General features: G+C 58.8%; 23 protein-coding genes and 1 pseudogene. 19 read left to right on the forward strand and 5 right to left on the reverse strand.

All coding sequences use genetic code 11. From position 1 onward, the window contains the following. Positions 1-19 precede the first annotated feature (19 nt). Entirely contained in the window at positions 20-1,585 is a 1,566-nt protein-coding gene (locus tag ACTWLJ_RS26115) for a methyl-accepting chemotaxis protein (RefSeq protein ID WP_445179065.1), read from the forward strand. Between the two features lie 314 nt (positions 1,586-1,899). Further along, a complete protein-coding gene (locus ACTWLJ_RS26120) occupies positions 1,900-2,070 on the forward strand; it encodes a hypothetical protein (protein WP_445179066.1) in 171 nt (56 codons plus the stop codon). 144 nt (positions 2,071-2,214) lie between these two features. Here ACTWLJ_RS26120 and ACTWLJ_RS26125 read toward each other — a convergent pair whose 3' ends face one another. From ACTWLJ_RS26125 to ACTWLJ_RS26135, 3 genes are all read right to left on the reverse strand, one after another. Next, positions 2,215-2,568 carry a DUF6124 family protein gene (locus ACTWLJ_RS26125; RefSeq protein ID WP_445181417.1) on the reverse strand — a complete coding sequence of 118 codons (354 nt, stop codon included), beginning with the start codon at positions 2,566-2,568 and terminating at the stop codon, positions 2,215-2,217. A gap of 951 nt (positions 2,569-3,519) precedes the next feature. After that, positions 3,520-5,048, reverse strand: a protein-coding gene (locus ACTWLJ_RS26130; RefSeq protein WP_445181418.1) for an IS3 family transposase whose coding sequence is annotated in 2 segments (ribosomal slippage) — positions 3,520-4,607 and positions 4,607-5,048 — 1,530 coding nt in all. Because the reading frame shifts where the segments join, the coding sequence is not laid out codon by codon here. Positions 5,049-5,212: 164 nt separating this feature from the next. Then, positions 5,213-5,890, reverse strand: a complete 678-nt coding sequence (locus ACTWLJ_RS26135) for an alpha/beta family hydrolase (protein WP_445179067.1) — start codon at positions 5,888-5,890, stop codon at positions 5,213-5,215. A 97-nt stretch (positions 5,891-5,987) separates the two neighbouring features. On the opposite strand from ACTWLJ_RS26135, the gene ccoN (ACTWLJ_RS26140) reads away from it, so the two are divergent. The 8 genes from ccoN (ACTWLJ_RS26140) to ccoP (ACTWLJ_RS26175) all read left to right on the forward strand — a co-directional run bounded on the left by ccoN (ACTWLJ_RS26140) (position 5,988) and on the right by ccoP (ACTWLJ_RS26175) (position 12,902). Continuing rightward, on the forward strand, positions 5,988-7,412 hold the full coding sequence (gene ccoN / locus ACTWLJ_RS26140; RefSeq protein ID WP_007960356.1) for a cytochrome-c oxidase, cbb3-type subunit I: 1,425 nt from the start codon (positions 5,988-5,990) through the stop codon (positions 7,410-7,412). Between the two features lie 10 nt (positions 7,413-7,422). Next, positions 7,423-8,031: a cytochrome-c oxidase, cbb3-type subunit II gene (gene ccoO / locus ACTWLJ_RS26145; protein WP_445179068.1), complete on the forward strand. Its 609-nt coding sequence runs from the start codon at positions 7,423-7,425 to the stop codon at positions 8,029-8,031. A gap of 3 nt (positions 8,032-8,034) precedes the next feature. After that, positions 8,035-8,250: a cbb3-type cytochrome oxidase subunit 3 gene (locus ACTWLJ_RS26150; protein ID WP_445179069.1), complete on the forward strand. Its 216-nt coding sequence runs from the start codon at positions 8,035-8,037 to the stop codon at positions 8,248-8,250. Beyond that, on the forward strand, positions 8,247-9,197 hold the full coding sequence (gene ccoP, locus ACTWLJ_RS26155; protein WP_445179070.1) for a cytochrome-c oxidase, cbb3-type subunit III: 951 nt from the start codon (positions 8,247-8,249) through the stop codon (positions 9,195-9,197). The genes ACTWLJ_RS26150 and ccoP (ACTWLJ_RS26155) overlap by 4 nt, the downstream gene beginning before the upstream one ends. Positions 9,198-9,680: 483 nt before the next feature. Next, positions 9,681-11,123: a cytochrome-c oxidase, cbb3-type subunit I gene (gene ccoN, locus ACTWLJ_RS26160; RefSeq protein ID WP_445179071.1), complete on the forward strand. Its 1,443-nt coding sequence runs from the start codon at positions 9,681-9,683 to the stop codon at positions 11,121-11,123. Then, positions 11,123-11,731 (forward strand): cytochrome-c oxidase, cbb3-type subunit II, encoded by a 609-nt coding sequence (ccoO, locus tag ACTWLJ_RS26165; RefSeq protein ID WP_419711185.1) that lies wholly within the window; start codon positions 11,123-11,125, stop codon positions 11,729-11,731. Before ccoN (ACTWLJ_RS26160) ends, ccoO (ACTWLJ_RS26165) begins: the two co-directional genes overlap by 1 nt. Before the next feature lie 5 nt (positions 11,732-11,736). Next, positions 11,737-11,922 (forward strand): CcoQ/FixQ family Cbb3-type cytochrome c oxidase assembly chaperone, encoded by a 186-nt coding sequence (locus ACTWLJ_RS26170; RefSeq protein ID WP_003175465.1) that lies wholly within the window; start codon positions 11,737-11,739, stop codon positions 11,920-11,922. Next, positions 11,919-12,902 carry a cytochrome-c oxidase, cbb3-type subunit III gene (gene ccoP / locus ACTWLJ_RS26175; protein ID WP_445179072.1) on the forward strand — a complete coding sequence of 328 codons (984 nt, stop codon included), beginning with the start codon at positions 11,919-11,921 and terminating at the stop codon, positions 12,900-12,902. The genes ACTWLJ_RS26170 and ccoP (ACTWLJ_RS26175) overlap by 4 nt, the downstream gene beginning before the upstream one ends. A gap of 52 nt (positions 12,903-12,954) precedes the next feature. Here ccoP (ACTWLJ_RS26175) and ACTWLJ_RS26180 read toward each other — a convergent pair whose 3' ends face one another. Beyond that, positions 12,955-13,959, reverse strand: coding sequence for a metallophosphoesterase family protein (locus ACTWLJ_RS26180; RefSeq protein WP_445179073.1), 1,005 nt, complete (start codon positions 13,957-13,959; stop codon positions 12,955-12,957). 173 nt (positions 13,960-14,132) lie between these two features. Between ACTWLJ_RS26180 and ACTWLJ_RS26185 the strand changes: the two are divergent. From ACTWLJ_RS26185 to hemN, 7 genes and pseudogenes are all read left to right on the forward strand, one after another. Next, positions 14,133-14,338: pseudogene (locus ACTWLJ_RS26185) on the forward strand (VapC toxin family PIN domain ribonuclease); the annotation flags it as partial. A gap of 223 nt (positions 14,339-14,561) precedes the next feature. Continuing rightward, positions 14,562-15,977: a cytochrome c oxidase accessory protein CcoG gene (gene ccoG / locus ACTWLJ_RS26190; RefSeq protein ID WP_445179074.1), complete on the forward strand. Its 1,416-nt coding sequence runs from the start codon at positions 14,562-14,564 to the stop codon at positions 15,975-15,977. 11 nt (positions 15,978-15,988) lie between these two features. After that, positions 15,989-16,528: a FixH family protein gene (locus ACTWLJ_RS26195; protein WP_401216051.1), complete on the forward strand. Its 540-nt coding sequence runs from the start codon at positions 15,989-15,991 to the stop codon at positions 16,526-16,528. A 128-nt stretch (positions 16,529-16,656) separates the two neighbouring features. Continuing rightward, positions 16,657-19,107: a heavy metal translocating P-type ATPase gene (locus ACTWLJ_RS26200; RefSeq protein WP_445179075.1), complete on the forward strand. Its 2,451-nt coding sequence runs from the start codon at positions 16,657-16,659 to the stop codon at positions 19,105-19,107. Positions 19,108-19,129: 22 nt separating this feature from the next. Continuing rightward, positions 19,130-19,342, forward strand: coding sequence for a cbb3-type cytochrome oxidase assembly protein CcoS (gene ccoS, locus ACTWLJ_RS26205; protein ID WP_401216049.1), 213 nt, complete (start codon positions 19,130-19,132; stop codon positions 19,340-19,342). Continuing rightward, positions 19,335-20,018, forward strand: coding sequence for a sulfite exporter TauE/SafE family protein (locus ACTWLJ_RS26210; RefSeq protein WP_210553588.1), 684 nt, complete (start codon positions 19,335-19,337; stop codon positions 20,016-20,018). The genes ccoS and ACTWLJ_RS26210 overlap by 8 nt, the downstream gene beginning before the upstream one ends. Positions 20,019-20,186: 168 nt before the next feature. Beyond that, positions 20,187-21,569 carry an oxygen-independent coproporphyrinogen III oxidase gene (hemN, locus tag ACTWLJ_RS26215; protein ID WP_445179076.1) on the forward strand — a complete coding sequence of 461 codons (1,383 nt, stop codon included), beginning with the start codon at positions 20,187-20,189 and terminating at the stop codon, positions 21,567-21,569. Here the strand turns inward: hemN and ACTWLJ_RS26220 are convergent. Further along, positions 21,566-22,048, reverse strand: coding sequence for a hypothetical protein (locus ACTWLJ_RS26220; protein ID WP_445179077.1), 483 nt, complete (start codon positions 22,046-22,048; stop codon positions 21,566-21,568). The two genes, hemN and ACTWLJ_RS26220, sit on opposite strands and share 4 nt — an antisense overlap. Before the next feature lie 155 nt (positions 22,049-22,203). Between ACTWLJ_RS26220 and fnr the strand changes: the two genes are divergently transcribed. Both fnr and ACTWLJ_RS26230 read left to right on the forward strand, forming a co-directional pair. Beyond that, on the forward strand, positions 22,204-22,938 hold the full coding sequence (fnr, locus tag ACTWLJ_RS26225) for a fumarate/nitrate reduction transcriptional regulator Fnr (RefSeq protein WP_401216046.1): 735 nt from the start codon (positions 22,204-22,206) through the stop codon (positions 22,936-22,938). Between the two features lie 78 nt (positions 22,939-23,016). Continuing rightward, the gene (locus tag ACTWLJ_RS26230; protein ID WP_445179078.1) at positions 23,017-23,565 is read left to right on the forward strand and encodes an adenine phosphoribosyltransferase; all 549 of its coding nucleotides are present in this window, start codon (positions 23,017-23,019) and stop codon (positions 23,563-23,565) included. Positions 23,566-23,684: the final 119 nt, after the last annotated feature.

A 23,684-nucleotide genomic window follows, 5' to 3' on the forward strand; every position in this document is an offset into this window, starting at 1 on the left:
CCTTGCGGATTGAAGAATCATGCGTAATAACCAGCCCATCACACAACGCGAACGGACTTTCCCCGCTCAGCAACGGTTGATTTCCACAACCGACGCCAAGGGCGTGATCACCTACTGCAACGACGCTTTCGTCGAGATCAGCGGGTTTTCGCGTGAGGAACTGATCCGTGCGCCGCACAACCTGGTCCGTCATCCTGACGTGCCGGCTGCGGTGTTTTCGCACATGTGGGGCACACTGAAACAAGGCTTGCCATGGATGGGCATTGTCAAGAATCGCTGCAAGACCGGGGATCATTACTGGGTTAATGCCTATGTAACGCCGGTGTTCGACGGCAAACAGGTGGTCGGTTACGAGTCGGTGCGGATCAAACCCACCGCCGAACAGATCCGCCGTGCCGAAGCGCTCTACCAACGCATCAACCAAGGCAAGTCGGCGATCCCTTCCAGCGACAAATGGCTGCCGGTGCTACAGGACTGGCTGCCGTTCATTCTGGTCAGCCAGCTGAGCTTCGTGATCGGCGCGACCCTGAACTCGCACTGGGGCTTCGCCCTTGCTGCCGGTCTGTCGGTGCCGCTGGGCCTGATGGGTCTGCAATGGCAACAACGCGGGCTCAAACGCCTGCTGCGTCTGGCCGAGCAGACCACGTCCGACCCGTTGATCGCGCAGATGTACACCGACAGCCGTGGCGCCCAGGCGCGTCTGGAAATGTCGATCCTCAGCCAGGAAGCCCGCCTGAAAACCTGCCTGACCCGCCTGCAAGACACCGCCGAACACTTGACCGATCAGGCCAAACAGTCCGACGCCTTGGCGCACAACAGCTCCAACGGTCTGGAACGTCAGCGCGTGGAAACCGAACAGGTCGCCACCGCCGTCAACCAGATGGCTGCAACCACGCAAGAAGTCGCGAGCCATGTTCAGCGCACCGCCGACGCCACTCAGGAAGCCAATCGCCTGACCGGTCGCGGCCGTGACATCGCCGGGGAAACCCGCGAAGCCATTCAGCGTTTGTCCGTTGTCGTCGGTGAAACCGGTCTGACCGTGACCCAACTGGCCAAGGACAGCGACGAAATCGGCGGCGTGGTCGACGTGATCAAAGGCATCGCCGACCAGACCAACCTGCTGGCGCTCAACGCCGCCATCGAAGCCGCCCGTGCTGGCGAGATGGGCCGTGGTTTTGCTGTGGTGGCTGACGAAGTTCGTCAACTGGCGCAACGCACCAGCGAATCGACCGGACAGATCCACGCTCTGATCGCCAAGCTGCAACAGACGGCCTCGAGCGCCGTGCAAACCATGGAAGCCGGACATCGTCAGGCGGAAGAAGGCGTTGCGCGGGTGCTGGAAGCGGATCAGGCGCTGGTCGGGATCAGCGAAGCGGTGGCCAACATCACCGACATGACCACCCAGATCGCTGCCGCGACCGAAGAGCAAAGTGCGGTGGCTGAAGAAATCAGCCGCAACATCAGCAACATCTCGGAATTGGCGGATCAGACCTCGGAACAGGCGCATAACTCGGCGTTGTTGAGTGAAGAGCTGACGAAGACTGCCAACACGCAATACTCGTTGGTGGAGCGGTTTAACCGCTGATTGATCTGGTGGTACGAAAAACCCGGATGGCGAGAGCTTCCGGTTTTTTTGTTTTTGATCTGGGATTTTTGGGGTCCGGCAGACCGCTATCGCGAGCAGGCTCACTCCTACATTGGATCTGCGGTGGCCACAGATTAAATGCCCGACAAAGATCCAATGTAGGAGTGAGCCTGCTCGCGATGAGGACTTCTCGGCCGCAGACGATCTCACTGAAGCAATGCAGACACTGCCTACAACTGCGCCAGAATGCGCCGACTGGAACTCGCTGAAATCAGGCCCTATCGTCTGACGGTCAAAACAATAAGCGGGTCAACATGAGTACACATCCTTCGCAGGCTCCGATGGCCACCACCCTAAAAACCGACAAATCCAAGAACAAGCAAGTTCGTGAAGAGCTGACATTCCTTGATGTTCGCCAAGCCGCGCGCGATGGGCAGAACGTATTCGATGAATATGTCATCACTGGCATCTTAACTCCCCAGTGATCAGGGCTTTGCATAGCCACACAAATCAGCACTTCTGAGGTTTAGCCGCTAAAAATCAAAAGATCGCAGCGTTCCGCAGCTCCTGCACCGATCACTTGTAGGAGCTGCGGAACGCTGCGATCTTTTGATCTTGGCTAGTAGCGCTTATTCCTTCGGCTCCACGTTATCCAGCGCCTGATTCACCGCCAACTCCCCCAGCATCACAACCTGCGCAATACCCAGCAAAGTCTTGCGGTTCGGCCCCTCCAGCAGCCCGGCGAAATCACCGAGCGTCACTGTGACCGACGCCAGGGATTCGCAGGCTTCGACCAAGAGTGTTTCGTCATCCACGGAGGGGTCGATGAGGAAGATCCTGTTGGGCTTTTGCGGGTACATCGACCCTCTGAGCGTCTTGGGATTGAGGTAGAAATTGATGGCGCGGGCGGCCATACGCGGGTTGGTAGACCGGCTGCAATAGGAAACCGGCGCTCGCAAAGGAGCCCCACGCATGACCACCATAAAACTGAGCCCCAAAAAAGAGGCTGCATAAGGTGTTGCCATACAACTATTACAGACGGGCTACCAAACCCGATCACTGTTTTTCAGTGACAGGGAAACGATATAGCCCGACCCATAGTCGTGTAAGCCGGCGGATTCTGGCGTACGCGTAGGTAACGGCGCAAGGCGTTGTAGCCTTTATGGCGTAACGGTTCGTGTACTTTAAACATGCGTACCGGATTAAGTTTATGGACAGCCGATACACCGCTTTCGCGAGCAAGCTCACTCCCACATTTGGACCGCATACATTCGGGAGAAACTGGTCGGATGTCAGGCCGCCATCGCTGGCAAGCCAGCTCCCACAGGGACTGAGTTTGCCTGCCAGAGCCAGGTCGGCTGGCAGGTTGCCATCGCGAGCAGGCTCACTCCTACAGGGATTGAGTCTGCCTGCCAGAGCCAGGTCGGCTGGCAGGGCGCCATCGCGAGCAGGCTCACTCCTACGGGATTGAGTCTGCCTGCCAGAGTCAGGTCGGCTGTCAGGCCGCCATCGCGAGCAGGCTCACTCCTACAGGGACTGAGTCTGCCTGCCAGAGCCAGGTCGGCTGTCAGGCCGCCATCGCGAGCAGGCTACAGAAAAGCAAAAGCAAATCAGTCCCGCGTTGCTCTTCACCACTCGCAGGATGAGCGTTAGCTCGTCTGCAGATCTTGATCTTGATCCACAGGCGACGTCGGAAGGCTGAGTGGAGGGATTCATCCGGGGTTGGGAGCGCAGCGACCGTTTGGCGCAGCCAAACACATCGAGAGGAGGTGCAGCGCAGCAAACCGTAGGCGATGCCTCCCGGATGAGTCCCGGAGCGAAGGAACCCCGAGCCTCAGCGAGCGGGCCGCACGTAGGAGCAAGCGTTTTTTTGCTTACTTTTTTTAGGCGTTTCGGTACATGTCAAGGTACCTGTCGCCTTGGTCTTACGGTTGCTAGTCCATTGCGTCCTTTATTTCAGGGCGCTCAGGATTTAAATAAACGGCATCTGCCAGCTTCCAGTTGCGTGTGCGAGTGCTCCACCGACTTGGGTTAGTTCGCCTGGCATCCTCATAAAGCTCTGCCCTGGCTTGTAATAGGGCGGTTGCTTTGCCCTCGTGCCGTTGGTTTGGCGTGACGTATTTCAGGGCACTGTGGCGGTGATCTTCGTTGTACCAATCGATGAAATTCTGCACCCAAAGCCTTGCATCAGTAACCGTATCAAATGGTTGATCCGGCCAAAGCGGGCAATACTTTGCAGTGCGAAAAAGTGCTTCGGCGTAAGCATTGTCATTGCTCACCCTTGGCCGACTAAAAGAAGGTTCTACGCCCAGCGCGACCATGCTTTCACGCAACAAAGAGCCTCTCATCACGTGTCCGTTATCTGAGTGCAACACCAGTGGACGACCTGCCGTCTGTTCGCGTAAACATCCCTTTGTGAGCAGTTCACAGGCGTGTTCGGCGCTCTCCACTTCGTGGACTTCATTGGCGACCAGTTTGCGGCTGTAGACGTCCTTGACCATGTACCAATAGAAAAAACGGCCCTTCACTGTGCTCGGCAACCAGGTGATATCCCAGCACCACACCTGATTGGGGCCATCAGCGCGATGCGTCGTCAGTACTCTGCGTTTTGGGGCTTTGGCCCGGCCGCGACGGACGTTTTGATGGGCGGCTTTCAACACACGATAAAACGTCGATTCCGAAGCTAGATAAATGCCTTCATCGGCCAGCTTAGGCACGATTTGATGCGGGGTCAGGCTGGCATAGCCAGCCTGATTGGCAGCATCCAGCACCGCTTGACGCTCCGTATCATTGAGCTTGTTAGCCGGAGCTGCACGTTGAGCCAGCTGTCGCCCGTCACATTCAGTGTGTTGCCAGCGTTGAACTGTGCGCAGGCTCAGACCCAGTTCATTGCAAGCGCGGTATCGACGAGCGCCATTCAGCACTGCGTCGGCAATCAACTTCATGGCTTGCGTACGATCAGAGGCGTTGATCAGTCTTCCTTGTCCTTGCCCCAGATCGCATTGGCTTTTTTTCTGAGCTCCAGCAACGCCACCGCCTCTGCACGACTGGCATCAGACTGAATCAGTTGGCGTTCAAGTATTTTGATGCGCCGTTGCTCGGCCGTTTTTGAAGTTCGAGAGGTGAGATCAACAACGGGATTAGCGTTTTGGCATGCCACTCGCCACTGTTGGATTTGCTCAGGGTAAATGCCTTTGATTCGGCAATATTGAGAGATCTCGACCTCGCTCAACGGCGCGGTTTCCATGACAGCATTGAATTTATCGGCGCTAGACCATTGGTCACTGGTCTTGCCGTTTCCCGGAACGATCAAGCCTTTATCTCTAGCCATTTGTCTCCAGTTTCGCAGTGACTGTGGCGTGAGATTGAGTGCAGCGGCAAGTTCCGCCACTGATCGATTGAGGGGCGGCATCATTTGCAGAACGACCCAGTCTTTGAAGTCGTTGTCGTAACGTTTACCCATTTTGGACATGGTTATGCACCTTCGCCCTCTTGATTATTTGAGTCAATCAATAAGGGCGACAGGTAGCCTGACACGGAGGGGTTTGTAAAAAAAGTGAGTCGCCGTAAGGGCGAAACCCTAAGAAGCCGTTACCGCAGCAACGGATATCCCCCAAAAACAAAGCCTCACCGAAGAAACCCAGCCACCCTCTCCGCCGCCGAAGCCAAATGCTGCTCATGCGTAAACCCGGATGCCTTGAGCGGCTTCAAATCATGATCCCCGGCCGCCAGCCACGCCACCTCAATACTCGGTGACAAGCTGTAAGCCTCGACAGCTTCACGATTGCCAAGCGCATCCCGCTCCCCCTGCACAATCAAAGTCCGCGTCTTCAACCCAGCCAAATGCTCAACCCGCGGCTTCTCGGGTTTCCCAACCGCATAAAACGGATAACCCAGACAAACCAACGCATCAGCCCCCAACTCGTCCGCCAAAAGACTGGCCATCCGCCCGCCCATGGACTTACCACCGATGGCCAAAGTCCCAGCGACATGACGTCGCACTTCAGTGAACACTTCGCGCCAGCACTCAAGCAGTTTCGGCGCCGGATTCGGCGGACGTTTGCTACCGTCGATACGCCGCTGCGCCATATACGGAAACTCAAAGCGCAACACGTTCACACCAAGCCCGGCAAGGCGCCCAGCCATATCCGACATCCAGCCACTGTCCATCGGCGCACCCGCCCCATGCGCCAGAATCAACGTCACCGAAGCCTCGCCACTGGCCGCATTCCAAAGCCATCCATGATCGAGCACGCACTGCGCCCATTGATCCCCGTCAATACTGGCCTTGTGCTGTTTGTCCATGCTTGCCTCGCTTTTAGTCTGCCTATAACTCCAGGCGAAGGAATCGCGGCGTTTTTTGTCCGCGTACTCACTTCGGCTGAACCGTGGATGGGGAACCATGAACACTTCTATCAGTACCGCCTACAACTACAAGGTGGTCCGCCAATTCGCCATTATGACGGTGGTGTGGGGCATCGTCGGCATGGGGCTCGGGGTTTTTCTCGCCGCTCAATTGGTCTGGCCCGAACTCAACTTCAATTTGCCTTGGACCAGCTTCGGTCGTCTGCGCCCGCTGCACACCAACGCAGTGATCTTTGCGTTCGGCGGCTGCGCCCTGTTCGCCAGTTCGTTCTACTCGGTACAACGCACCTGCCAGACCCAACTGTTCGCGCCGAAAATCGCCGCGTTCTGCTTCTGGGGCTGGCAGTTGGTAATTCTGTTGGCGGCAATCAGCCTGCCACTGGGTTACACCAGTTCCAAGGAATACGCCGAACTGGAATGGCCGATCGACATTCTGATCACCATCGTCTGGGTCGCCTACGCCATCGTATTCTTCGGCACGATCATGCAGCGCAAGACCAAGCACATTTATGTGGGCAACTGGTTCTTCGGCGCGTTCATCATCACCGTGGCGATTCTGCACATCGTCAACAACCTTGAGTTGCCGGTGAGTTTCACCAAGTCCTACTCGGTGTACGCCGGTGCAACTGACGCGATGGTGCAATGGTGGTACGGCCACAACGCCGTGGGCTTCTTCCTCACCGCCGGTTTCCTCGGGATGATGTACTACTTCGTGCCGAAACAGGCCGAACGTCCGGTGTATTCGTATCGCCTGTCGATCGTGCACTTCTGGGCGCTGATCACTCTGTACATCTGGGCCGGTCCGCACCACTTGCACTACACCGCGCTGCCGGACTGGGCGCAGTCGCTGGGCATGGTGATGTCGCTGGTACTGCTGGCTCCAAGTTGGGGCGGGATGATCAACGGCATGATGACCCTGTCAGGCGCCTGGCATAAGTTGCGCAGCGACCCGATCCTGCGCTTCCTCGTGGTTTCGCTGGCGTTCTACGGCATGTCGACCTTCGAAGGTCCGATGATGGCGATCAAGACCGTCAACGCCCTCTCCCACTACACCGACTGGACCATCGGCCACGTACACGCCGGCGCTCTCGGCTGGGTGGCGATGATTTCCATCGGCGCGCTGTACCACATGATCCCGAAAATCTTCGGCAAAGAGCAGATGCACAGCATCGGCCTGATCAACGCGCACTTCTGGCTCGCAACCATCGGCACCGTGCTCTACATCGCCTCGATGTGGGTCAACGGCATCGCCCAGGGCCTGATGTGGCGCGCAGTCAACGAGGACGGCACGCTGACTTACTCGTTCGTCGAAACCCTGGTGGCCAGCCACCCAGGCTTCGTCGTGCGGTTGATTGGTGGCGCGATCTTCCTCAGCGGCATGTTCCTGATGGCTTACAACACCTGGCGCACCGTGCGGGCCTCGCAGCCTGCTGACGTCGTCGCTGCCGCGCAGATGGCCTGAGGAGTCCGCCATGAAACACGAAACGATTGAAAAAAACGTCGGCCTGCTGATGTTGCTGATGGTGTTCGCCGTGAGCATCGGCGGCCTGACCCAGATCGTCCCGCTGTTCTTTCAGGACGTGACCAACAAGCCGGTGGAAGGCATGAAGCCCTACACCGCGCTGCAACTGGAAGGCCGCGACATCTACATCCGCGAAGGCTGCGTCGGTTGCCACTCGCAGATGATCCGTCCGTTCCGCGCTGAAACCGAACGTTACGGGCACTACTCGGTGGCCGGGGAAAGCGTCTGGGATCACCCGTTCCTGTGGGGTTCCAAGCGTACCGGGCCGGACCTCGCCCGGGTCGGCGCGCGCTACTCGGATGACTGGCACCGTGCGCATTTGTACAACCCGCGCAACGTGGTGCCGGAGTCGAAGATGCCAGCCTACCCGTGGCTGGTCACCCAGCAACTCGACAGCAGCCACACCGAAACCAAGCTCAAAGTCATGCGCACCCTCGGCGTGCCGTACACCGACGACGACATCAGCGGCGCGGTGGCCAGCCTCAAGGGCAAGACCGAGATGGACGCCCTCGTCTCCTACCTGCAAGTGCTCGGCACTGCGATCAAGAGCAAGAGGTGAGCCATGGTCATTGATATGAGTGCAGGCATGGTTCGCGGCCTCGGCACGGTCGTGGTGTTCGTGGCTTTCGTCGGCCTGACCCTGTGGGTGTTCAACCGCAAGCGCACGCCGGAATTCGCCGAAGCGCGCCTGCTGCCGTTCGCCGACGAGCCACAACCCGACGCTGTCCACGCGTCTGAAACAACTCAAGCACCTGAAACTAGGAGTACCCGGCCATGACCACTTTCTGGAGTACGTGGATCTGCGTACTGACCATCGGCAGCCTGATCGGCCTGACCTGGTTGCTGATCGGCACCCGCCGGGGCGAAACCAAGGGCAGCGTCGACCAGACCATGGGCCACAGCTTCGATGGCATCGAGGAGTACGACAACCCGCTGCCGCAGTGGTGGTTCATGCTGTTCGCCGGCACGCTGGTGTTCTCGGTCGGTTATCTGATCCTTTATCCGGGCCTGGGCAACTGGAAAGGCATCCTGCCGGGCTACGAGGACGGCTGGACCGGCGTCCACGAATGGGAAAAGGAGATGGCCAAGGCCGACGCCAAGTTCGGGCCGATCTTCGCCAAATTCGCCGCCATGCCGCTGGAAGAAGTAGCGAAAGACCCGCAAGCGCTGAAAATGGGCGGTCGTCTGTTCGCCTCCAACTGCTCGGTGTGCCACGGCTCGGATGCCAAGGGCGCATTCGGTTTCCCTAACCTGGCCGACAGCGACTGGCGCTGGGGCGGTAATGCCGACACGATCAAAGCGACCATCATGGGTGGCCGAGTGGCGGCAATGCCGGCCTGGGGTGAAGTGCTCGGTGAGGCCGGGGTAAAAAACGTCGCCGCGTATGTGCGCCATGAACTGGCGGGCCTGCCGCTGCCGGCCGACAGCAAGGCTGACCTGCAAGCCGGACAGCAAGCATTCAGCACCACTTGCGTAGCCTGTCATGGGGCAAACGGCCAAGGCACTGAAGCCATGGGTGCGCCGAATCTGACGCACCCGGCCGGATTTATCTATGGCACCAGTCTGACGCAGCTTGAACAGACGATTCGTCATGGTCGTCAGGGTCATATGCCGGCGCAGAACGAACTGCTTGGCAACGACAAAGTGCAGTTACTGGCAGCTTATGTGTACAGTCTGAGTCATGGATTGAATACAGAAAAACTTGATACTGAAGACAACAAGTAACCAGCATTGCGTACACCACTGCCGCACGTTTTTCCGTGCGGCAGTTTCCCCTCTCTTTGCGACGCATTGTCGCACCCTCTCTACCCCCTGACTTTCGCACTGCCGGAATCGGGTCTACGCTTGCTCGATGCGGACTGGCCCGTGCCGGTTCCAGGTCGACCCTGAGCGATGCGTTCGACGAATCGACTGACTGACACGTCGCAAAGGCCGGTAGATACCGGCTGTCGCGCCGATTACCGTCCGTCCCCGATCCGGTGGTTTGAACACACCTCGTTACATGCGCCTGGCACCCCTCACTTCTTTCGTCCGCCACGAGTTTTTTTTCGAGGGCATTTTTGTCCTTACGCGGCGCATGGAAAGGCCGCAGAATCAGCGTTGGAAAGCATTGACCCAGGTCATGGCGCGTTGCAATGACCCCCTGCTTTCTACATACTTGCGGCCGATTTTAATCCTAATAAAACACCCAAACCGTGGAACCTTAGAATGAGCACAGCAATCAGTCCGACTGCTTATAACTATAAGGTAGTCCGCCAGTTCGCCATCATGACGGTGGTCTGGGGGATCCTTGGCATGGGGCTCGGTGTCTTCATCGCCTCGCAACTGGTCTGGCCGGAGTTGAACTTCGGTCTGCCGTGGACGAGCTTTGGACGCCTGCGCCCGTTGCACACAAACCTGGTGATTTTTGCCTTCGGTGGCTGTGCACTGTTTGCCACTTCCTACTATGTCGTGCAGCGAACCTGCCAGACGCGACTGATTTCCGACAGCCTCGCGGCCTTCACCTTCTGGGGATGGCAAGCGGTGATTGTCGGCGCGATCATTACCTTGCCGCTGGGTTACACCACCACCAAGGAATACGCGGAACTGGAATGGCCCCTCGCCATTTTGCTGGCCATTGTCTGGGTCACCTACGGTCTGGTGTTCTTCGGCACCATCACCAAGCGTAAAACCAAGCACATCTATGTCGGCAACTGGTTCTACGGCGCTTTCATCGTCGTGACCGCGATGCTGCACATCGTCAACCACGCCTCGCTGCCGGTCAGCTTCTTCAAGTCCTACTCGGCGTATGCCGGTGCGACCGATGCGATGATCCAGTGGTGGTACGGCCACAACGCCGTGGGTTTCTTCCTGACCACCGGCTTCCTGGGGATGATGTATTACTTCGTGCCGAAACAGGCCGAACGTCCGATCTACTCCTATCGCCTGTCGATCGTGCACTTCTGGGCGCTGATCACCCTGTACATCTGGGCCGGCCCTCACCACTTGCACTACACCGCGCTGCCGGACTGGGCTCAGTCGCTGGGCATGGCGATGTCGATCATCCTGCTGGCGCCAAGCTGGGGCGGCATGATCAACGGCATGATGACCCTCTCGGGCGCCTGGCATAAGCTGCGCACCGACCCGATCCTGCGCTTCCTCGTGGTATCGCTGGCGTTCTACGGCATGTCGACCTTCGAAGGTCCGATGATGGCGATCAAGACCGTCAACTCGCTCTCGCACTACACCGACTGGACCATCGGCCACGTACACGCCGGCGCTCTTGGCTGGGTTGCGATGATCTCGATCGGCGCGATCTACCACATGATCCCGAAACTGTTCGGCCGGGCGCAGATGCACAGCGTCGGTCTGATCAACGCGCACTTCTGGCTCGCGACCATCGGTACCGTTCTGTACATCGCTTCGATGTGGGTCAACGGCATCACTCAAGGCCTGATGTGGCGTGCAATCAACGATGACGGCACCCTCACCTACTCGTTCGTCGAAGCGCTGCAAGCCAGCCACCCGGGCTACATCGTCCGTGCGCTGGGCGGTGCATTCTTCGCCAGCGGCATGTTCCTGATGGCTTACAACGTCTGGCGCACCGTGCGCGCCTCGAACCCGGCTGAAGCCGAAGCCGCCGCCACGATTGCTGTAGTTGGAGCTCACTGATGAAGCATGAAGCTGTCGAGAAGAATATTGGGCTGCTGGCCTTCTTCATGGTCATCGCCGTCAGCGTCGGTGGCCTGACTCAAATCGTTCCGCTGTTTTTCCAGGACGTCACCAACAAGCCGGTCGAAGGCATGAAGCCACGCCCCGCCCTTGAACTGGAAGGTCGCGACGTTTACATCGCCAACGGCTGTGTCGGCTGCCACTCGCAGATGATCCGTCCGTTCCGTGCCGAAACCGAACGCTACGGCCACTACTCGGTCGCCGGTGAAAGCGTCTGGGATCACCCGTTCCTGTGGGGTTCCAAGCGTACCGGTCCGGACCTGGCCCGGGTTGGCGGTCGTTACTCCGATGACTGGCAGCGTGCGCATTTGTACAACCCGCGCAACGTTGTTCCCGAGTCGAAAATGCCGGCTTATCCGTTCCTCGTGGAGAACAAGCTCGACGGTAAGGACACTGCCAAAAAAATGGAGGTCTTGCGCACGCTTGGCGTCCCTTACACCGATGAAGACATCGCCGGTGCGAAGGATGCCGTGAAGGGCAAAACCGAAATGGACGCGCTGGTGGCCTATCTACAAGGCCTGGGCACCATCATCAAAAGCAAACGGTGATCTAGATGGATATCGGGATGATTCGTGGCCTGGGCACCGTGGTTGTGATGGTGGCCTTCATCGGTCTGGCGCTGTGGGTGTTCAGCCCCAAGCGCAAGTCGGAGTTTGAAGATGCGACCTTGCTGCCCTTCGCGGATGATCCCGAAGCCATCAAGCACGTCGAGCAAGCTTCTAGGAGTAACAAAGAATGACTACATTCTGGAGTCTGTACGTCACAGTCCTCAGTCTCGGTACGATCTTCGCCCTGACCTGGCTGTTGCTGTCGACCCGCAAGGGCCAGCGCAGCGAGCAGACGGACGAAACGGTCGGCCACTCCTTCGACGGGATCGAGGAGTACGACAACCCACTGCCGAAATGGTGGTTCATGCTGTTCGTGGGCACCATCATTTTTGCCCTGGGTTACCTGGTTCTGTACCCGGGCCTGGGTAACTGGAAAGGCCTGTTGCCGGGTTACAACTACCTGGATAACGACAAGCAGACCGCGTTCGCCAACGGCCAGACCGGCTGGACCGGCGTGCACGAGTGGGAAAAGGAAATGGCTCGTTCGGACGCCAAGTTCGGTCCGATCTTCGCCAAGTTCGCCGCCATGCCGATTGAAGAAGTCGCCAAAGACCCGCAAGCCCTGAAGATGGGTGGCCGCCTGTTCGCCTCCAACTGCTCGGTCTGCCACGGCTCCGACGCCAAGGGCGCTTATGGCTTCCCGAACCTGACCGACGCCGACTGGCGCTGGGGCGGCGAACCGGAAACCATCAAGACCACCATCATGGGCGGTCGTCACGCTGTGATGCCGGCCTGGGCCGACGTGATTGGCGAACAAGGCGTAGCCGACGTCGCCGCTTATGTAGTCAGCAACCTTGATGGCCGCAAACTGCCGGAAGGCACCAAGGCTGATGTCGCCAACGGCCAGAAACTGTTCGCCGGCAACTGCGTGGCGTGCCACGGCCCGGAAGGCAAAGGTACTCCAGCAATGGGCGCACCTAACCTGACTCACCCGGCCGCGTTCATCTACGGTTCGAGCTTCGCCCAACTGCAACAGACCATCCGTTACGGCCGTCAGGGCCAGATGCCTGCGCAGGAACAATTGCAAGGCAACGACAAGGTTCACCTGCTGGCGGCTTATGTTTACAGCCTGTCCCACGGTGACAAACCTGCGGAAGCGAACGCCGAGTAAGGCCAACGCCTGAAACAAAAAAGACCCCGCCAGATCACTGGCGGGGTCTTTTTTATGGGCGACTGGCCCAGATCGACTTCACCGGCACGGTGGCCACCGGCGTACGTTTGCGCCACTGATTAGCTTCCACCAGACTCACCTCCAGGGTCTTGCGATCCTTGGAAAAACTGGCGATCAGGTACGTCTGTTGAGAGGCTGCACCGCTGAGGAACATGGGTACGCTGCCCATGTAGGTTTTGCTGCCGCCATCGGCATGGAAATGGCCGGCGAAGATTGCCGTCACTTGATACTTTTCAATCATTGCGCGGAAGCGCTTTTCCTGATCCCAACTGCCAGACCACTCATAGGGTTTATGCATGTTGATAATGATCACGTACCCCTGCGCCCGCGCTGTTCGCAAATCAACCTCCAGCCAATCCAGCGACTGCTTGATATCGAAAGTAGTCGGATTCAAGGCATGGGAAATCTTAACCTCGTAAGTCGGCTCATTGTTCAACTGCACCAGATGCACTTCACCAATATTCTTTGAGTAAGCCAGACTGCCCAGATAGTGCTTATTCAAAAAGCTGCCGGTCACTTTCAAATCAAACTCATCGACCTTATCGACATGATGATCACGGTAATCAACAATACTGCCCGCCGCGCAACTTTCACTAAAACAGTCAGTCACATTGTTTTGATAATCGTGATTACCCAGCCCGTAGAGAAAGTCATCACCAAAGTGTTTTTTCAGCATCGACCCGACAAACGAGCGCTGCCAGCCATGACCGAATGCGGTCATGTCGCCATTGATCATCAATGGCACCGCAGCCTGCCCACCCATTTCATTACGGAACCGGGCAATGCTCGCAAACTGCGTCTCCACCAGCCATTTCGCGCGCTTTTCAAACTCCGCGCTCGATTCATCTTCACCACTGTCCGATTTTTCCGTCCACGGGTATTGCGGGTCCGAGGCAAACACCATGTGATGCGGAGTACCTTCACTGGCCCAGGCAGAAGAAACCAGCGACAGAAAACATAAACCAGCCAAAAACTTCTTAACATCCTTGATATTCATACAACTCCATATTATTTGATTCCGATAACATTATAGGTCGCCGCCAAACAGCACAGCAGCAACTAAGCTATGCGAAAATAACCTAGAGCTAGAACCTGACAATTAACTATTTATATTTCAACAATCTAACAGAGCGCCTATACATCGACCGATGTTGTCGACTGTAAAACACCGAACTGTTAACTGGCGTGCTTCGAATGGAGCGGCGTGATCCCCGGTAGCTCTGCGTTGCGCCAGCCTGCATCTGCCCGATCAGGCCAATGAAAGCTATGCTTTGATCGCCGCTACTGCCTTGGTGTACGGACTCACGGTCGTCACGCGCAATGTCGGTGATTTCCAGTCAAGCGGCGTTGCCCTGATCAATCCGTGGGAGCAATGAGTTAGCGACAGCGCCAAAACTGTCCATACTCTACAAGTCAATTGACCTGCATCATGCTTTGTTACATTCGCTACACCATTCAAAAACTTTACCCAACGCGACCAAAGGTCGCACCCTTGAGCCAGAGCGACAGGCGTATCATTGCGCCACTGCAACAAGCCCTTTTTGACCCCGGTTGGCACGTATCGACCGAGGCATTTTTCCACTGCCGTGGGATGCAATGATGAGCAACCAGATTCCGGTACAAGACGTTACACCCCCTGCAAAGAACGCGAATAACAGCGTCGACCTCTACGCCTCTCGAGAAAAAATCTACACCCGCGCTTTCACCGGCCTGTTCCGCAATCTGCGGATGATGGGTGGCGCTGCATTGTTTCTTCTTTATTTCGGTACGGTCTGGCTCAACTGGGGTGGTCACCAGGCTGTGTGGTGGAACCTGCCCGAGCGTAAATTCTTCATCTTCGGCGCGACCTTCTGGCCGCAGGATTTCATTCTGCTGTCCGGTCTGTTGATCATCGCGGCGTTCGGTCTGTTCTTCATCACCGTGTATGCCGGCCGCGTCTGGTGCGGTTACACCTGTCCGCAAAGCGTATGGACATGGATTTTCATGTGGTGCGAGAAAGTCACCGAGGGCGACCGCAACCAGCGGATCAAACTCGACAAGGCGCCGATGAGCGCCAACAAGCTGATGCGCAAGCTCGCCAAGCACGCGATGTGGCTGCTGATCGGTTTTGTCACCGGCATGACCTTCGTCGGTTATTTCTCGCCGATCCGCGAACTGGTATTCGAATTTTTCACCGGCCAGGCTGATGGCTGGTCGTACTTCTGGGTCGGTTTCTTCACCCTCGCCACGTATGGCAACGCCGGTTGGTTGCGCGAGCAGGTGTGCATTTACATGTGCCCGTACGCTCGCTTCCAGAGCGTAATGTTCGACAAAGACACGCTGATCGTTTCCTACGATCCACGTCGCGGCGAGACCCGTGGCCCGCGCAAGAAAGGCATCGACTACAAGGCTCAGGGCCTCGGTGACTGCATCGATTGCACCATGTGCGTTCAGGTCTGCCCGACCGGCATCGATATCCGCGACGGCCTGCAGATCGAGTGCATCGGTTGCGCCGCGTGCATCGATGCCTGCGACAGCATCATGGACAAAATGGACTATCCGCGCGGGTTGATCAGCTACACCACCGAACACAACCTGTCCGGCCAGAAAACCCATAAACTGCGGCCACGCCTGATTGGCTACGCGGTGGTGTTGCTGGCGATGATCAGCTTGCTGGTGACCGCATTCGTCATGCGCTCACTGGTGGGTTTCGACGTCAGCAAGGATCGCGTGCTGTACCGCGAGAACGCCGAAGGCCGGATCGAAAACGTCTACAGCCTGAAGATCATGAACAAGGATCAGCGCGACCACACTTATGTGCTGGACGCCACCGGCCTGCCGGATCTGCGCCTGCAAAGCAAACGCGAGATCAAGGTGCCCGCCGGAGAAATCTTCACCATGCCGGCCGAGTTGTCGAGCGCGCCGGAACAACTGCCATCGAGCACCAACGAGGTGAAATTCATCCTCAAGGATGCCGATGACGACAGCGTCCACGTTGAAGCCAAGAGCCGATTCATCGGCCCACAAATCCGTTGAGAGAACTGAACATGCCCGCAGCAAACGCCGCAAGCCCTTGGTACAAGCATCTTTGGCCATGGATCATCATCGGGATTCTGACCTGCTCGGTGACCCTGACCCTGTCCATGGTGACCATTGCGGTAAACAACCCGGACAATCTGGTCAACGACAACTACTACGAAGCCGGCAAGGGCATCAACCGTTCGCTGGATCGTGAACTGCTGGCGCAGAACCTGAAGATGCGCGCCAATGTGCATCTGGATGGCGTCACCGGCGAAGTCGATTTGCGTTTGAGCGGCGACAGCCAGCCGAAGACTCTGGAGCTGAACCTGATCTCGCCGACTCAGCCGGAGAAGGATCGCAAGGTCGTGCTGACCCGCAGCGAAACCGAAACCGGGCGTTACCTTGGCCAGTTGGACGACAAAGTCGAAGGGCGTCGTTTTGTCGAGCTGCTCGGCTCGCAGGATGATCACGTATGGCGCATGTTCGAAGAAGAACAGGTCAGCCATGACAAGGATCTGCTGCTGGGTGACGAACCCCTCCAGGGCGCGGAAGACCTGAAGAAGTAAAAACCTGCGCTTCGCGCATTCGCGAGCAAGCTCGCTCCCACAGGTACGCGTAATACCTGTGGGAGCGAGCTTGCTCGCGAAGAGGCCCAACCTGACAATCTCGATTTCGCGGCACCTGTGAATATCCGATGACCACCCCACTCCCCTGCTACCACTGCGCCCTGCCCGTTCCGTCCGGCAGTCGCTACACCGCTGTCGTGCTCGGGGAGTCCCGCGAGTTCTGCTGCCCCGGTTGTCAGGCCGTGGCCGAGGCCATCGTCGCGGGTGGCCTGCAAAGTTATTACCAGCACCGCAGCGAAGCCTCGGCCAACCCCGAGGCGTTGCCGGTGCAACTGGTCGACGAACTGGCGCTGTACGACCGCGCCGATGTGCAGCAACCCTTCGTCCGCCACGAAGGCGATCTCGCCGAAACCACCCTGTTGATGGAAGGCATCAGCTGCGCCGCCTGCGGCTGGCTGATCGAAAAGCACCTGCGCAGCCTGCCCGCCGTGGCCGAAGCGCGGCTGAACCTGTCCAACCATCGCCTGCATGTACGCTGGGCCGACGCGCAATTGCCGCTGAGCCAAATGCTCGCCGAACTGCGCCACATTGGTTACGCCGCGCATCCGTATCAAGCCGACCGCGCCAGCGAGCAACTGGCCAGCGAAAACCGTCTGGCCCTGCGCCAACTCGGCGTCGCGGGTCTGCTGTGGTTCCAGGCGATGATGGCGACCATGGCCACCTGGCCCGAATTCAACATCGACCTCAGCCCTGAACTGCACACGATCCTGCGCTGGGTCGCGCTGTTCCTGACCACGCCGATTGTGTTCTACAGCTGCGCGCCATTTTTCAAAGGCGCGATGCGTGATTTGCGCACCCGCCACCTGACCATGGACGTCTCGGTGTCGCTGGCGATTGGCGGCGCGTACATTGCCGGCATCTGGACGGCGATCACTGGCGTCGGCGAACTGTATTTCGATGCTGTCGGCATGTTCGCGCTGTTCCTGCTCGCCGGTCGTTATCTGGAACGCCGCGCCCGCGAACGCACGGCCGCCGCCACCGCGCAACTGGTCAATCTGTTGCCAGCCTCTTGCCTACGACTCGACGACAACGGTCAGAGCGAACGCATCCTGCTCAGCGAACTGCGCCTCGGCGACCGGGTGCTGGTGCAGCCGGGCTCGATCCTGCCGGCGGACGGCAAGATTCTCGACGGTCAGTCGAGCATCGACGAATCGCTGCTCACCGGTGAATACCTGCCACAACCACGATTGCCTGGCGACGCGGTCACCGCTGGCACGCTCAACGTCGAGGGAGCGCTGACCGTGCAAGTCCTGGCGCTAGGCCACGACACCCGACTGTCGGCCATCGTTCGCCTGCTAGATCGCGCCCAGGCGGAAAAACCGCGTCTGGCAGAAATCGCCGACCGCGCCGCGCAATGGTTTCTGCTGCTGTCGTTGATCGCGGCAGCGGCGATTGGTCTGCTGTGGTGGGAGCTGGATTCTTCGCGAGCATTCTGGATTGTTCTGGCAATGCTGGTCGCGACGTGCCCGTGCGCGCTGTCGCTGGCAACACCGACTGCGCTCACTGCCGCCACCGGCACCCTGCACAAACTCGGTCTGCTGCTGACGCGCGGCCATGTGCTGGAAGGTCTGAACCAGATCGACACAGTGATTTTCGACAAGACCGGCACCCTCACCGAAGGCCGGTTGGTGCTGCGCTCGATTCGTCCGCTCGGCGCGCTGGACAGCGAGCAATGCCTGAGCCTCGCCGCCGCCCTGGAAAACCGTTCCGAACACCCGATTGCCCGCGCCTTCGGTCGCGCTCCGCTGGCGGCCGAGGAAGTTCACAGCACGCCGGGGCTGGGCCTTGAAGGTCTGGTCGGCGAACAGCGTCTGCGCATTGGTCAGGCAGATTTTGTCTGCGCCCTCGGCAATGCTGCCGTGCCTGTAATGCCGGATGAGCCGGGCCAGTGGCTGCTGCTGGGCAACGAGCAAGGCCCACTGGCCTGGTTTGTGCTCGACGACCGCTTGCGCGACGATGCCCCGGCCCTGCTTGCCGCGTGCAAGGCGCGGGGCTGGCGCACGCTGTTGCTGTCCGGCGACAGTTCGCCGATGGTTGCCAGTGTCGCTGCCGAACTGGGTATCGACGAGGCCCGTGGCGGTCTGCGTCCGGATGACAAACTGCAAGTGCTTCAAGAACTGCACCAGCAGGGCCGCAAGGTGTTGATGCTTGGCGACGGGGTCAACGATGTGCCGGTGCTGGCCGCTGCCGACATCAGCGTGGCGATGGGTTCGGCTACCGATCTGGCGAAAACCAGCGCTGACGCGGTGCTGCTGTCGAACCGTCTCGATGCGCTGGTGCAAGCCTTCACGCTAGCGCGGCGCACCCGTCGGGTAATCATCGAAAACCTGCTGTGGGCGGCGCTGTACAATGGCTTCATGCTGCCGTTCGCCGCCCTCGGCTGGATCACTCCGGTATGGGCGGCGGTCGGCATGTCGATCAGTTCGTTGACCGTGGTGCTCAATGCCCTGCGCCTGACTCGCCTGCCGGCCACGCCGCAGCCAAGTGCCACGACACAAACCCGCCCGCTGCCGGCCTGAGCCGCGCGGACATGGAGTAAAGATGCCAGCTCTCTACGTGATGATCCCGGCCGCACTGCTGATCGTGGCTATCGCCGTGTACATCTTCTTCTGGGCGGTGGACAGCGGTCAGTACGACGACCTCGACGGCCCGGCTCACAGCATTCTGTTCGACGATCAAGACCCGAACCACACCGCAGCGGTGGACGAAGTCAAATCGACTCAGCCGGACGACAAGGCGCCACCCCATGCTTGAACTGGCGCCACTGTTGGTGTCGGCGCTGATCCTCGGCCTGCTCGGCGGCGGGCATTGCCTGGGCATGTGCGGCGGTTTGATGGGTGCGCTGACACTGGCGATTCCCAAGGAACAGCGCAGCCGACGCTTTCGCCTACTGCTGGCGTATAACCTCGGGCGCATCCTCAGTTATGCCACCGCTGGCTTGCTGATCGGCCTGGCCGGCTGGGCCGTGGCCAACAGTCCGGCAGCGCTGTTTATGCGGGTTCTGGCGGGACTGTTGCTGATCGCCATGGGTTTGTATCTGGCGGGATGGTGGAGCGGGCTGACCCGCATCGAGAGCCTCGGTCGCGGTCTGTGGCGTTACATTCAGCCGGTGGCCAACCGTTTGCTGCCGGTGTCGAGCCTGCCCCGCGCGTTGCTGCTCGGCGCCTTGTGGGGCTGGCTGCCGTGCGGACTGGTTTACAGCACGTTGTTATGGTCGGCGAGTCAGGGCAATGCGCTGGACAGTGCGCTGCTGATGCTCGCATTCGGGCTCGGCACCTGGCCGGTATTGCTCGCCACCGGGCTGGCGGCGGAAAGGGTCACGGCGCTGTTGCGCAAACGCAGCGTGCGCATGACGGGCGGCCTGCTGGTGATCCTGTTCGGCATCTGGACCCTGCCCGGCCCGCATCAGCATTGGCTGATGGGCCATTAAAAGCAAAAGATCGCAGCCTTCGGCAGCTCCTACCCTGGAATGAGTTCCCCCTGGAGCTGCCGAAGGCTGCGATCTTTTGATCTTATTGCTGTTGATGCAAATCAAGATGCCCCGTCGCGCCCTCCCCTAGACTCGCCACACTGCCAGCCTATCCGGGGGAATGCCCGCATGCTCGACGCCATTCGTTGGGACACTGATCTGATCCGCCGCTACGATCTGGCGGGGCCGCGCTACACCTCGTATCCGACCGCCGTACAATTCAACAGTCAGGTCGGTACTTTCGACCTGTTCCACGCCCTGCGCGACAGCCGTAAGGCCCTGCGCCCGTTGTCGCTGTATGTGCACGTGCCGTTCTGCGCGAACATCTGCTACTACTGCGCTTGCAACAAAGTCATCACCAAAGATCGTGGTCGCGCACTGCCCTACCTGCAACGGCTGGAGCAGGAAATCCAGCTGATCGCCTGCCATCTCGACCCGGCACAGAAAGTCGAGCAACTGCACTTTGGCGGCGGCACCCCGACCTTTCTCAGCCACGACGAACTGCGGCAGTTGATGGCGCACCTGCGCAAACACTTCAACCTGCTGGACGACGACTCGGGCGATTACGGCATCGAGATTGATCCGCGTGAAGCCGACTGGTCGACCATGGGCCTGCTGCGTGAACTGGGTTTCAACCGGGTCAGCATCGGCCTGCAAGACCTCGACCCAGCGGTGCAACGTGCGGTCAATCGCCTGCAAAGCCTGGAAGAAACCCGCGCGGTGATCGATGCGGCGCGCACCCTGCAATTTCGCTCGATCAATATCGACCTGATCTACGGTTTGCCGAAACAGACGCCGGACAACTTCGCGCGCACGGTCGAGGAAGTCATCAGCCTGCAACCGGATCGGCTCTCGGTGTTCAACTATGCGCACCTGCCGGAGCGCTTCATGCCGCAGCGACGGATCAACAGCAACGAGCTGCCGAGCCCGGCGCAAAAACTGGAAATGCTCCAGCGCACCATCGAGCAACTGACCGCCGCCGGTTACCGCTACATCGGCATGGATCACTTCGCCCTGCCCGACGATGAACTGGCGATTGCCCAAGAAGAACAAACCCTGCAACGCAACTTCCAGGGTTACACCACTCATGGCCATTGCGATTTGATTGGTCTGGGGGTTTCCGCGATCAGCCAGATCGGCGACTTGTACTGCCAGAACAGCAGCGATCTCAACGAATACCAGAACACCCTGGCCGCCGCGCAACTGGCGACCAGTCGCGGCCTGCTGTGCAATGCCGATGATCGGCTGCGACGGGCGGTGATTCAGCAGTTGATCTGCAATTTCAGTCTGGACTTCGCCGAGATCGAGCAAGCCTTCAACATCGACTTTCAAGGTTATTTCGGCGCGCTGTGGCCGCAACTGCAAGGCATGGCCAATGACGGGCTGATCGAACTGAACCGCGAAGGAATCGAAATATTGCCGGCCGGACGCCTGTTGGCGCGCTCGGTGTGCATGGTGTTCGACGCCTACCTGGAGCAACAGAACCGCCAGCGTTTCTCCCGGGTGATTTAGCTTTTCATCAGCAGAGAGCCAACTTTCATGTTCTGGTCCGGGGTCAGTCCTGATTGATTCATGACCTTGGACAAGGCCAGATTGGCGGTGATCAAGCCACTGTTAAGGCCGGCGATGGCGCCGCGAAGTGCGGCGAGTTTGTTGATCTTTTCTTCAGCGGAAAGACGCTTGTCGGCCATAACCGCAGCCATCTGGGCTTTCTTCTCGAGAATTTGTTGCTGCAATTTACGGATCATCTTCAGCAATTGCTGAATGTTCTCGGGCAAACCACTGTCTTCGATGTCGCTGTTACCGCCGCCAGCGCTGGAGGATTTTGCGATAGCCGCACCAGACAGCGACACTTTGACGCCCTCGACCAAGGTCGGGGTTGTCAGTGCCGAAGAATCGGCGCTCGACTCATCGTCAGCGGCCGTTCGAGTGGCTGTCGGTAACGACGCAATGCCGCTGTTCTCGGGGTTCAGCGTATCAATGGCAGACATCGAAGCGGCTCCTTGCATGCGTGGTGATAACAGTTTATCGGCCACTTGCCCTGCGGCTTTACGCCTGTGGGACAAACTCGCCACAGGCTGGCCTGAATGTCCTTTCGTGGGTTACCCTTACGGCTTATGTGTGTTTTCCCACAAGGATTTAAGAAATGTCCGAGCCAGTAAAACTGCGCGCTCACAACCAGGCCCATTGCAAGGACTGCAGCCTGGCCCCTCTCTGCCTGCCACTTTCTCTGAATCTGGAAGACATGGATGCGCTGGACGAAATCGTTAAACGTGGCCGCCCGTTGAAAAAGGGCGAATTCCTGTTCCGCCAGGGCGACACCTTCGATTCCGTTTATGCAGTACGCTCCGGCGCCCTGAAGACCTTCAGCCTGAGCGACACTGGCGAAGAGCAACTCACCGGTTTCCACCTGCCGAGCGAACTGGTCGGCCTGTCTGGCATGGACACCGAGAAACACCCGGTTTCCGCCCAGGCTCTGGAAACCACTTCGGTGTGTGAAATCCCCTTCGAACGCCTCGACGAACTGGCCCTGCAACTGCCGCAGTTGCGCCGTCAGTTAATGCGCGTGATGAGCCGCGAGATTCGCGACGACCAGCAAATGATGCTGCTGCTGTCGAAAAAAACCGCCGACGAGCGTATCGCCACGTTCCTGGTCAACCTGTCGGCACGCTTCCGCGCCCGTGGTTTCTCGGCCAACCAGTTCCGCCTGAGTATGTCGCGCAACGAAATCGGTAATTATCTGGGTCTGGCGGTGGAAACCGTGTCCCGGGTCTTCACCCGTTTCCAGCAGAACCAACTGATCGCAGCCGAAGGCAAGGAAATCCACATCCTTGACCCGATCCAGCTCTGCGCACTGGCTGGCGGCTCGCTCGAAGGCTGATCTCGATCCGCGGTTGAGCGAAGCGTTTCAGCCGCGGGTATACTGCGCCGTTTGTAGCCCTGCCAGGACACCTCGACGATGGTCTTCGACTCCTTCGACATCAAATCCTTGATCCGCCCCGTGATCGACTTCCCGAAACCGGGCGTGATCTTTCGCGACATCACCCCGCTGTTCCAATCGCCCAAGGCCTTGCGCCTGGTGATGGACAGCTTCGCCCACCGCTATGTGGAAGCTGACTTCACCCACATCGGCGCGATGGATGCGCGCGGTTTCCTGATCGGCTCGGTACTGGCCTATCAGCTGAACAAACCGCTGGTGCTGTTCCGCAAGCAGGGCAAACTGCCGGCCGACGTGTTGGCCGAAGGTTATGCGACCGAGTACGGCGAAGCGTTTCTTGAAGTGCACGCCGACAGCCTGTGTGAAGGCGATTCGGTGGTGATGTTCGATGATTTGATCGCCACGGGCGGCACGCTGATCGCAGCGGCTAATCTGATCCACCGCATGGGTGCGCGGGTGCATGAAGCGGCAGCGATCATTGATCTGCCGGAGCTGAGTGGTTCGCAGCGTCTGGAAGACATGGGCATTCCGACGTTCTGCCTGACGCAGTTTTCGCTCGCAGAAAAGTAAGCAGCGCCCTTCCGGTCGCCATCGCTAGCAGGCTAGCTCCCACAGGGGATTTGTGAACTCCACAGAGGAGTTGTGATGCCACAAAGGAATTGTGAATGCCACAGATCCATTGTGGGAGC

This window comes from Pseudomonas sp. McL0111, assembly GCF_052567255.1.